Origin of the sequence: Pseudomonas sp. NBRC 111143 (assembly GCF_001320965.1) — a bacterium.
Taxonomy (GTDB): Bacteria; Pseudomonadota; Gammaproteobacteria; order Pseudomonadales; family Pseudomonadaceae; genus Aquipseudomonas; species Aquipseudomonas machongensis.
The window spans coordinates 1-9,740 of sequence record NZ_BCBT01000093.1; the positions used below are offsets into that span (position 1 = coordinate 1).

Sequence of the window (9,740 nt, forward strand, 5' to 3'; positions counted from 1 at the left end):
TTTACCCGCGAACTGCCCAAAGGTAATCTGTGCGGCTTGCCCACAGACTACCTGCCATGTTCTATCTCATTGCCTACATAAGCAGCGTAGTGCTGATCAACTACGCCTTCTCCAGTGCCCCGCACCTGGACATCATCTGGTCCGCCTGGGGCGGGCTGGTGTTCATCCTGCGCGACATGGTGCAGACCCGTTACGGGCATGGCGCGCTGATTGCGATGCTGGCGGCGCTGGTGCTGTCCTACGCGACTTCGGAGCCGGCCATCGCCCTGGCCAGTGCTACGGCGTTCTTCGTGTCCGAACTGATCGACTGGCTGGTGTTCAGCGTCACCCGCAGGCCCCTGCGTGACCGTTTGTGGCTGAGCTCGGCGCTGAGTATCCCGGTCGACACCTTCATCTTCTTCGGCATGATCGGTGCGCTGACGCCTGCCGTGATCGGCACGGCGATGGCCTCGAAGTTCGCCGGTGTAACGGCGGTCTGGCTGATCATGGCATGGCGGGCGCGACGCGCGCTGGCGGTGGGTTGATCCGCGCCCGATTGATGTAGAATACCGGTCCTTTTTCAGCGGGCAGCACCAGCCGGCGCGCCCCGGACGCCTTCGAGGACCTGAAATGACCCGTATCGGAACCCCATTGTCGCCGACTGCGACCCGCGTACTGCTGTGTGGCTGCGGCGAACTGGGCAAGGAAGTGGTGATCGAGCTGCAGCGCCTGGGCGTCGAGGTCATCGCCGTGGACCGTTACGCCAACGCGCCTGCCATGCAGGTTGCGCACCGCAGCCATGTGATCAACATGCTCGACGGCGTCGCCCTGCGTGCGGTGATCGAAGCTGAAAAACCGCACTACATCGTGCCGGAAATCGAGGCCATCGCCACCGCTACGCTGGTCGAGCTGGAAAACGAAGGTTTCAACGTGGTGCCGACCGCCCGCGCCACCCAGTTGACCATGAACCGCGAAGGCATCCGTCGCCTGGCGGCTGAAGAGCTGCAGCTGCCGACCTCGCCCTATCACTTCGCCGACACCTATGAAGACTTCGCCAAGGGCGTGGCCGATGTTGGTTACCCGTGCGTGGTCAAGCCGGTGATGAGCTCGTCGGGCAAGGGCCAGAGCCTGCTGCGCAGCGATGCCGACCTGCAGAAAGCCTGGGACTACGCCCAGGAAGGCGGGCGTGCCGGCAAGGGCCGGGTGATCGTCGAGGGTTTCATCGATTTCGAGTACGAAATCACCCTGCTGACCGTGCGTCATGTGGGCGGCACCACCTTCCTGGCGCCGGTTGGTCACCGTCAGGAGAAGGGCGACTATCAGGAATCCTGGCAGCCTCAGGCGATGAGTCCGAAGGCGCTGGCCGAGTCGCAGCGTGTGGCCCAGGCCGTCACCGATGCGCTGGGCGGCCGTGGCCTGTTCGGCGTCGAGCTGTTCGTCAAGGGCGACCAGGTGTGGTTCAGCGAAGTGTCGCCACGTCCACATGACACTGGTCTGGTCACCTTGATTTCCCAGGACCTGTCGCAGTTCGCCCTGCATGCCCGTGCGATTCTCGGCCTGCCGATCCCGGTGGTGCGTCAGTTCGGACCGTCGGCCTCGGCGGTGATCCTGCCCGAGGGCCAGTCACAGCAGACCAGCTTCGCCAACCTGGGCGCAGCGCTGAGCGAGCCAGACACCGCCATTCGCCTGTTCGGCAAGCCGGAAATCAATGGCACCCGCCGCATGGGCGTGTGCCTGGCCCGCGACGAGTCGGTCGAAGCGGCACGGGCCAAGGCGACCCGTGCTTCGCAGGCGGTCAAGGTCGAGTTCTGATCTGAGATCGCACGGGGCTGCCGAGCAGCCCATTCGCGGGCAAGCCCGCTCCTGCAGACTCCTGCAGGAGCGGGCTTGCTCCAACTGCTCAAAGCTCCGTATGGCGGGTTTCCTTCAGGCACAGCACGGCAATCAGGCTGATCACCGCCGCCACGGATACATATCCCCCCACCCAGCTCAAACCGCCCATGCTCACCAGTTGCTGGGCAAAGAACGGTGCCGCCGAGGCGCCGACGATGCCGCCCAGGTTGTAGGCCGCCGAGGCCCCGGTGTAACGCACGTGGGTCGGGAACAGTTCAGGCAGCAGCGCGCCCATCGGGGCGAAGGTCACGCCCATCAGGAACAGTTCGATCGCCAGGAACAGCGCCACGCCGGCAGTGGAGCCCGAGGTCAGCAGGGGTTCCATGGTGAAGCCTGAGGCAATGGCCAGCAGACCGCCGACGATCAGCACCGGCTTGCGCCCATAGCGGTCGCTCAGCCAGGCCGACAGCGGCGTAGCCAGGGCCATGAACACCACGGCGAAGCACAGCAGGCCGAGGAAGGTTTCGCGGCTGTAGCCCAGCGTCGACACGCCGTAGCTCAGCGAGAATACCGTGGAGATGTAGAACAGTGCGTAGCACACCACCATCGCCGCAGCGCCCAGTAAGGTGGGCATCCAGTATTTGGCGAACAGGTCGACCACCGGCATTTTCACCCGCTCTTGACGGGCCACGGCCTTGGCGAACACCGGGCTTTCCTCGAGCTTCAGGCGTACGTACAGCCCCACCAGCACCAGGGCAGCGCTGAGCAGGAACGGAATGCGCCAGCCCCACTCACGGAACTGCTCGTCGCTGAGCACCAGTGCCAGGGTCAGGAACAGACCGTTGGCGGCGAGGAAACCAATCGACGGGCCCAACTGCGGGAACATGCCGAACCAGGCGCGCTTGCCGGGTGGTGCATTCTCGGTGGCGAGCAGGGCCGCGCCGCCCCATTCGCCGCCCAACCCCAGCCCCTGGCCGAAGCGCAGCACGCAAAGGATGATCGGTGCCCACACGCCGATGCTGTCATAGCCTGGCAGTACACCGATCAGCGTGGTGGATACGCCCATCAGCAGCAATGAAGCGACCAGGGTCGACTTGCGCCCGATGCGATCACCGAAGTGGCCGAACAAGGCCGAGCCCAGCGGTCGGGCAAGGAAGGCGATACCGAAGGTGAGAAAGGCTGCCAGCATCTGCGCGGTGCCTGAGCCGGACGGGAAGAATACCGGCCCGATCACCAGCGCAGCGGCCGTGGCGTACACGTAGAAATCGTAGAACTCGATGGCGGTGCCGATGAAGCTGGCGGTGGCGACCCGGGCGGGCGAATTGGCCGGGGTCGCCGAGTCAGGCTCGGCGTAGGTGCTGCTGGTTGTCATGCGTAGGTCCCTGAACAGTCGTTCGCGCGGCCGAGCAGGCGGGCCGCAGCGTATTGTTGTGGTTCGCCAGGCTGACGAGGGCCCAAGGGGTGGCAGGGAGCGGGCGCTGCTCGGGGTAGGACGCAGGGCTGCTGGCACGTCAGTGAGGCGGACTGGCCGTGGGGCGCCGGGTGCGGGTAGCAGGCGGGACGGCAGGGCTGGGTAAGCGTGGCCCGAGTATAGCTATCGGGTTACGGTCCAGACCAGTACCTTGCTGGCGCAATTGTCCTCGGTTTCGAGGATTTCCAGGCGGTAGCGTCCGACTTTCAGGCATACCGCGCTTGCCGGGATGCTTTCCAGTGCTTCGGTGACCAGGCCATTGAGGGTTTTCGGGCCGCCGTCGCAGGGCAGGTGCCATCCCAGGCTGCGGTTGAGTTCGCGCAGCGAGGCGGTGCCTTCGATGATGAAGCGGCCATCGGGCTGGGGATGGATATGGGGGTTGTCCAGGCTCTGTTCGTCCTCGAACTCGCCGACGATCTCTTCAAGGATGTCTTCGAGCGTCACGATTCCCAGCACTTCGCCGTACTCGTCCACGACCACGCCCATTCGCCGCTGCTGCTTGTGGAAGTTCAGCAGTTGCATTTGCAGCGGGGTGCTTTCCGGGACGAAGTAGGGCTCGTAGCAGGCGGCCTGTAGCTTCTCCAGGGTCAGTTCGGCGCGTGGCAGCAGGTGGCTGATGAGCTTGGTGTTGAGGATCGCTTCGACCTGGTTGATGTCGTTGTGATAGACGGGCAGGCGGGTGTGGCGGCTGAGGATCAACTGTTCGATGACCTGTTCGATCGGGTCGTCGAGGTTGATGCCGTCGACTTCGTTGCGCGGGACCAGAATGTCGTTGACGGTAATCTTGTCCAGCGCTTGCAGGCCCTCGAGCAGGCCCTGGCGTGGTGGTTCGTGGGGCTCGTCGTCATCCTGGGCGTCTTCATCCTGTGGGTGCAAGGCGACGGCGTTGGGTTGTACGCGCAATGGGCGCAGGATCAGCTTGGCCGTGCCGTCGAGCAGGCAGGCCACAGGCTGCAGTGCCGCCAGTGGCAGCTTGAGCAGGCTGGCGCCAAGGCTGACATAGGCCTGTGGGTTGCGCCGGGCCAGGCGCCTTGGCAGGTATTCGGTCAGCACCAGCAGTGCCAGCGTGGCGCACAGCCCGGCCAGCCAGAAACCATGCTCGCCGCTGTAGCGCTGGCCGATCAGGCAGGCCAGGCCCAGCACCAGCAATCTGCCCAGGCTGGCACAGAGCACCAAGGCCTGGGCGGGCAGGGTGGGCTGTTCGGCTTCACCGGCGCGGGCGTGGCCGTTGAGCTGCTGGCGGGCGGCCTCGACCGCGCTGAACAGCGCCGACCACAGCAGCGCCAGTATCAGGGTGCCGAGCAGCGGGGCGTACGGCAAAGTGTCCATGATTGCCCGTCAGATGTGCAGGATGAATTCGCGAACCAGCTTGCTGCCAAAATAGGCCAGCATCAGCAGGCAGAAGCCCGCCAGGGTCCAGCGGATCGCCTTGTGCCCGCGCCATCCCAGGCGATTGCGCCCCCACAGCAGGACGCTGAACACGATCCAGGCCAGGCACGACAGCGAGGTTTTGTGTACCAGGTGCTGGGCGAACAGGTTCTCGAAGAACAGCCAGCCGGAGATCAGCGAAAGCGACAGGAAGATCCAGCCCGCCCAGAGAAAGCCGAACAGCAGGCTTTCCATTGTTTGCAGTGGAGGGAAGTTGCGGATCAGCCCCGAGGGGTGCTTGTGCTTGAGCTGGTGGTCCTGGAGCAACAGCAGCAAGGCCTGGACCACGGCGATGGTGAACAGGCCATAGGCGAGGATCGACAGCAGGATATGCGCCAGGATGCCGGGTTCTTCATTGACCAGCGGCACGGTGCCCGCCGGTGCGAACTGTGCCAGCAGCGCCGTCACTGCACCCAGCGGGAACAGCAGCACCAGCAGGTTCTCCACCGGAATGCTCAGGCAGGCGAGCAACGTCAGGGCGATCACTGCGGTGGCGATCAGGCTGGCGGCGCTGAAGAAGTCCAGGCTCAGGCCCAGCGGGGTGAGCAACTGGAAGAACAGGGCGCAGGTCTGTGCGACAACGGCAATCACGCCCAGCAGGCCGAGCAGGCGTTTGTCGACCTTGGCACCCTGTGCCAGGCGCGAACCTTGATAGGCCGTCGCGGCAATATAAAGGATGGCTGCGATCAGGTTGGGGATGAGGCTGGGTGAGGAGAGCATAGGTCCTGGTAGGCGAGCCCTTAAAGGAGGGGAGTTTGGCATAGAACGCTGTTGCCTAGGAAGACTGCAGACCGCCTCGGCCTTTTCGCGGCCAAGCCTGCTCCTGCAGCCCCTGAGTTTCTTGGGGCGCGGGCTGCCCGCGAACGGCCCCCCGATCACCGCTCGGCACCAAGGTGTGCGCCACCGCCGCTCTCCGTTATAATGCGCGGCTTGCTGTGCCCTTCGCGTGTGGATATCCGCCAGGGCACCTGAACAACCTCGGCTTTATTGGGCCTGAAAGGATCACCATGTTCGAAAACCTGACCGACCGCCTGTCACAGACGCTGCGCCATGTCACCGGCAAGGCCAAGCTGACCGAAGAGAACATCAAGGACACGTTGCGTGAAGTGCGCATGGCCCTGCTCGAGGCCGACGTCGCCCTGCCGGTGGTCAAGGACTTCGTCAACAGCATCAAGGAGCGTGCGGTCGGCACCGAGGTGTCGCGCAGCCTGACGCCGGGCCAGGCGTTCGTGAAGATCGTCCAGGCCGAGCTGGAAAGCCTGATGGGCGCGGCCAATGAAGACCTCGCGCTCAATGCCGCTCCGCCAGCCGTGGTACTGATGGCAGGCCTGCAGGGCGCGGGTAAGACCACCACTGCCGGCAAGCTGGCGCGCTTCCTGAAAGAGCGCAAGAAAAAGACCGTCATGGTGGTGTCCGCCGACGTCTACCGCCCGGCGGCGATCAAGCAGCTCGAAACCCTGGCCAACGACATCGGCGTGACCTTCTTCCCGTCCGACATCAGCCAGAAGCCGGTCGATATCGCCGAGGCGGCGATTCGCGAAGCCAAGATCAAGTTCATCGACGTGGTCATCCTCGATACCGCCGGCCGTCTGCACATCGACGCCGACATGATGGACGAGATCAAGGCCCTGCACGCGGCGGTCAAGCCGGTCGAGACGCTGTTCGTGGTCGATGCCATGACCGGCCAGGACGCCGCCAACACCGCCAAGGCCTTCGGCGAGGCGCTGCCGCTGACCGGCGTGGTGCTGACCAAGGTCGATGGTGATGCCCGTGGCGGTGCCGCGCTGTCGGTGCGTGCCATTACCGGCAAGCCGATCAAGTTCATCGGCATGGGCGAGAAGACCGAAGCCCTCGAGCCTTTCCACCCTGACCGCATCGCCTCGCGCATCCTCGGCATGGGTGACGTGCTCAGCCTGATCGAGCAGGCCGAGCAGAACATCGACAAGGCCAAGGCCGACAAGCTGGCCAAGAAGCTGAAGAAGGGTAAGGGCTTCGACCTCGAAGACTTCCGCGACCAACTGCAGCAGATGAAGAACATGGGCGGCCTGGGTGGCCTGATGGACAAGCTGCCCAGCATCGGTGGCGTCAACCTGTCGCAGATGGGCAACGCGCAGGGTGCGGCCGAGAAGCAATTCAAGCAGATGGAAGCGATCATCAACTCCATGACCCCTGCCGAGCGCCGTGACCCCGACCTGATCAGCGGTTCGCGCAAGCGCCGTATCGCCCTGGGCTCCGGCACGCAGGTGCAGGATATCGGCCGCCTGATCAAGCAGCACAAGCAGATGCAGAAGATGATGAAGAAATTCTCCGCCAAGGGCGGCATGGCCAAGATGATGCGTGGCCTGGGCGGGATGTTGCCGGGCGGCGGCATGCCGAAGATGTAACCGAATCCGCTTGGTCGCCTTGATTGCAAGGCGGCCAGGCAGACCCCGCCTTGGCGGGAAAGCGCCGCAAAACAGCGGCTTAAGCGGCAGGTCTGGATTGCTTTGCATGGCTCTTGCGAAAAAGCCATTTGCAAATGTCCGTGTATTCCCTGAGAATATGCGGCCTTTTGGGCACCCGTGTGCCTATTTGGCATTCAGATTTGCAGCACTGACTGCAGTACCGACTATAGGAACGATGTTCACATGGTAACCATTCGTCTGGCCCGTGGCGGCTCGAAAAAGCGCCCTTTCTACCACCTGACCGTGACCAACTCGCGTAACGCCCGTGACGGCCGTTTCGTTGAGCGCGTTGGCTTCTTCAACCCGATCGCCTCGGGCGCCGAAGTCAAGCTGTCGGTCAACCAGGAACGCGTCACCTACTGGCTGAGCCAGGGCGCGCAGCCGTCTGAGCGTGTTGCTCAGCTGCTGAAGGACGCTGCCAAGGCTGCTGCCTGAGCAGTATGAACGCGACGCCAGAAAAGGCTGACGACCTCATCGTCGTTGGCAAGATTTTTTCGGTTCACGGCGTTCGCGGCGAGGTGAAGGTGTATTCCTTTACCGATCCGATTGAAAACCTGTTGGATTATCCGCGCTGGACGCTTCGGCACGAAGGCAAGGTAAAGCAGGTCGAGCTGGTCAGCGGTCGTGGCTCCCAGAAGGGCCTGGTCGTGAAACTGAAGGGCCTCGACGATCGCGATGAAGCCCGTCTTCTGAGCGGTTACGAAATCTGCATTGCGCGGAGCCTTTTGCCCAACCTGGCCGCCGACGAGTACTACTGGTACCAGTTGCAGGGCCTGAAGGTCATCAACCAGGACGAACAACTGTTCGGCAAGGTCGATCACCTGTTGGAGACCGGTGCGAACGATGTAATGGTGGTCAAGCCTTGCGCAGGCAGCCTGGATGATCGCGAGCGTCTGTTGCCCTATACGGAGCAATGCGTGCTGGCAATCGACCTGGAAGCAGGTGTGATGCGAGTCGAATGGGACGCGGATTTCTAGACGATGGGTAACCTTCGAGTAGAAGTCGTCACGTTGTTCCCCGAGATGTTCTCGGCCATCACGGAGTACGGCATTACCAGTCGTGCGGTGAAACAGGGGTTGCTGCAAGTGACCTGCTGGAACCCACGGGACTACACCACTGATCGCCACCACACGGTGGATGATCGGCCGTTTGGCGGTGGTCCGGGCATGGTGATGAAGATCAAGCCTCTGGAAGACGCCCTGGCCAGTGCCAGGCAGGCAACCGGAGCATCGGCGAAGGTGATCTACCTCTCGCCACAAGGCCGCAAGCTGACTCAGCAGGCGGTCAAAGGCCTGGCCGAACAGGAATCGTTGATCCTGATCGCCGGTCGTTATGAAGGCATCGACGAGCGTTTTATCGAAGCTCATGTCGATGAGGAGTGGTCGATTGGTGACTATGTACTTTCCGGTGGCGAGCTGCCGGCCATGGTGCTGATCGATGCGGTTACGCGGCTGCTGCCCGGAGCTTTAGGGCATGTGGACTCGGCGGAGGAAGACTCCTTCACCGATGGTCTGCTGGATTGCCCGCACTACACCCGACCTGAGGTGTATGCGGATCAGCGTGTACCCGACGTGTTGCTAAGTGGCAACCATGCACACATCCGGCGTTGGAGAATGAAGCAGTCCCTTGGTAGGACCTTCGAACGACGCGCCGATCTTCTGGAAAGTCGCTCGCTTTCTGGAGAAGAGAAGAAGCTGCTCGAGGAATACCTCCGCGAGCGGGACGATAGTTAACGTATCGATGGTGGATCGAGTTATCCATCTTAGGAGCACAGCATGACCAACAAGATCATCCAGCAGCTCGAAGCCGAGCAGATGAGCAAGGAAATCCCGACCTTCGCACCAGGCGACACCATTGTCGTTCAGGTTAAAGTGAAGGAAGGCGATCGCTCGCGTCTGCAGGCGTTCGAAGGCGTTGTTATCGCCAAGCGTAACCGCGGTCTGAACAGCGCTTTCACCGTGCGCAAGATCTCCAGCGGCGTTGGCGTAGAGCGTACCTTCCAGACCTACAGCCCACAGATCGACAGCCTGGCCGTGAAACGTCGTGGTGACGTGCGTAAAGCCAAGCTGTACTACCTGCGCGACCTGTCCGGCAAAGCCGCTCGCATCAAGGAAAAACTGTCCTGAGTGCAGTTTGACCGGTGGCTTCGGCCACCTAGCGAGAGAAAAAGCAGCCTTCGGGCTGCTTTTTTGCATTCTGTGGTATTGGTGTTGCCTGCTTCGCGGGTCGCTCCGCTGCCATTCCCTTGCAAAGTGAGTACCCCATGACTACCACCCCAAGAGATCAGGAAATCCAGCGGCGTACCGATCTGTCGATCACTCGCGTGACCAAGGCCGTTTTCCCCAACACCACCAACCACCACAACACCTTGTTCGGCGGCACCGCGCTGGCCTGGATGGACGAGGTGTCGTTCATCGCCGCTACGCGTTTCTGTCGCCTGCCGCTGGTGACCGTGTCCACTGACCGCATCGACTTCAAGCACCCGATCCCGGCGGGCTCGATCGTCGAGCTGGTTGGCAGCGTGATCAAGGTGGGCAATACCAGCTTGCAGGTACAGGTCGATGTGTTCGTCGAGAACATGTATC

At 62.6% G+C, this 9,740-nt stretch carries 11 protein-coding genes; 8 read left to right on the top strand and 3 right to left on the bottom strand.

The features are described from left to right. The first annotated feature begins 56 nt into the window (after positions 1–56). Entirely contained in the window at positions 57–524 is a 468-nt protein-coding gene (locus tag APH44_RS28415) for a VUT family protein (protein WP_054895618.1), read from the top strand. Positions 525–609: 85 nt separating this feature from the next. Then, entirely contained in the window at positions 610–1,791 is a 1,182-nt protein-coding gene (purT, locus tag APH44_RS28420; RefSeq protein WP_054895619.1) for a formate-dependent phosphoribosylglycinamide formyltransferase, read from the top strand. 88 nt (positions 1,792–1,879) lie between these two features. Here purT and APH44_RS28425 read toward each other — a convergent pair whose 3' ends face one another. From APH44_RS28425 to APH44_RS28435, 3 genes are all read right to left on the bottom strand, one after another. Continuing rightward, a complete protein-coding gene (locus APH44_RS28425) occupies positions 1,880–3,184 on the bottom strand; it encodes an MFS transporter (protein ID WP_054895620.1) in 1,305 nt (434 codons plus the stop codon). A 222-nt stretch (positions 3,185–3,406) separates the two neighbouring features. Next, positions 3,407–4,612 carry a transporter associated domain-containing protein gene (locus APH44_RS28430; RefSeq protein WP_054895621.1) on the bottom strand — a complete coding sequence of 402 codons (1,206 nt, stop codon included), beginning with the start codon at positions 4,610–4,612 and terminating at the stop codon, positions 3,407–3,409. A 9-nt stretch (positions 4,613–4,621) separates the two neighbouring features. Beyond that, positions 4,622–5,431 (bottom strand): inner membrane protein YpjD, encoded by an 810-nt coding sequence (locus APH44_RS28435; protein ID WP_054895622.1) that lies wholly within the window; start codon positions 5,429–5,431, stop codon positions 4,622–4,624. 287 nt (positions 5,432–5,718) lie between these two features. On the opposite strand from APH44_RS28435, the gene ffh reads away from it, so the two are divergent. The 6 genes from ffh to APH44_RS28465 all read left to right on the top strand — a co-directional run. Next, positions 5,719–7,095 (top strand): signal recognition particle protein, encoded by a 1,377-nt coding sequence (ffh, locus tag APH44_RS28440; protein ID WP_054895623.1) that lies wholly within the window; start codon positions 5,719–5,721, stop codon positions 7,093–7,095. Between the two features lie 243 nt (positions 7,096–7,338). Further along, the gene (gene rpsP / locus APH44_RS28445; protein ID WP_008094480.1) at positions 7,339–7,590 is read left to right on the top strand and encodes a 30S ribosomal protein S16; all 252 of its coding nucleotides are present in this window, start codon (positions 7,339–7,341) and stop codon (positions 7,588–7,590) included. Between the two features lie 5 nt (positions 7,591–7,595). Continuing rightward, positions 7,596–8,132: a ribosome maturation factor RimM gene (rimM, locus tag APH44_RS28450; protein ID WP_054895624.1), complete on the top strand. Its 537-nt coding sequence runs from the start codon at positions 7,596–7,598 to the stop codon at positions 8,130–8,132. 3 nt (positions 8,133–8,135) lie between these two features. Next, complete coding sequence (trmD, locus tag APH44_RS28455) at positions 8,136–8,888, top strand: tRNA (guanosine(37)-N1)-methyltransferase TrmD (protein ID WP_054895625.1); 753 nt, start codon at positions 8,136–8,138, stop codon at positions 8,886–8,888. A 42-nt stretch (positions 8,889–8,930) separates the two neighbouring features. Next, positions 8,931–9,281: a 50S ribosomal protein L19 gene (rplS, locus tag APH44_RS28460; protein ID WP_023629812.1), complete on the top strand. Its 351-nt coding sequence runs from the start codon at positions 8,931–8,933 to the stop codon at positions 9,279–9,281. Positions 9,282–9,418: 137 nt separating this feature from the next. Beyond that, positions 9,419–9,740 (top strand): acyl-CoA thioesterase (locus APH44_RS28465; protein WP_054895626.1); only part of this gene is annotated, 322 nt, incomplete at its 3' end.

Excerpts from the sequence above, each read along its gene's own strand:
- APH44_RS28415 (WP_054895618.1), top strand. The coding sequence starts at position 57 with ATGTTCTATCTCATTGCCTACATAAGCAGCGTAGTGCTGATCAACTAC.
- purT (WP_054895619.1), top strand. The coding sequence starts at position 610 with ATGACCCGTATCGGAACCCCATTGTCGCCGACTGCGACCCGCGTACTG.
- APH44_RS28425 (WP_054895620.1), bottom strand. The coding sequence starts at position 3,184 with ATGACAACCAGCAGCACCTACGCCGAGCCTGACTCGGCGACCCCGGCC.
- APH44_RS28430 (WP_054895621.1), bottom strand. The coding sequence starts at position 4,612 with ATGGACACTTTGCCGTACGCCCCGCTGCTCGGCACCCTGATACTGGCG.
- APH44_RS28435 (WP_054895622.1), bottom strand. The coding sequence starts at position 5,431 with ATGCTCTCCTCACCCAGCCTCATCCCCAACCTGATCGCAGCCATCCTT.
- ffh (WP_054895623.1), top strand. The coding sequence starts at position 5,719 with ATGTTCGAAAACCTGACCGACCGCCTGTCACAGACGCTGCGCCATGTC.
- rpsP (WP_008094480.1), top strand. The coding sequence starts at position 7,339 with ATGGTAACCATTCGTCTGGCCCGTGGCGGCTCGAAAAAGCGCCCTTTC.
- rimM (WP_054895624.1), top strand. The coding sequence starts at position 7,596 with ATGAACGCGACGCCAGAAAAGGCTGACGACCTCATCGTCGTTGGCAAG.
- trmD (WP_054895625.1), top strand. The coding sequence starts at position 8,136 with ATGGGTAACCTTCGAGTAGAAGTCGTCACGTTGTTCCCCGAGATGTTC.
- rplS (WP_023629812.1), top strand. The coding sequence starts at position 8,931 with ATGACCAACAAGATCATCCAGCAGCTCGAAGCCGAGCAGATGAGCAAG.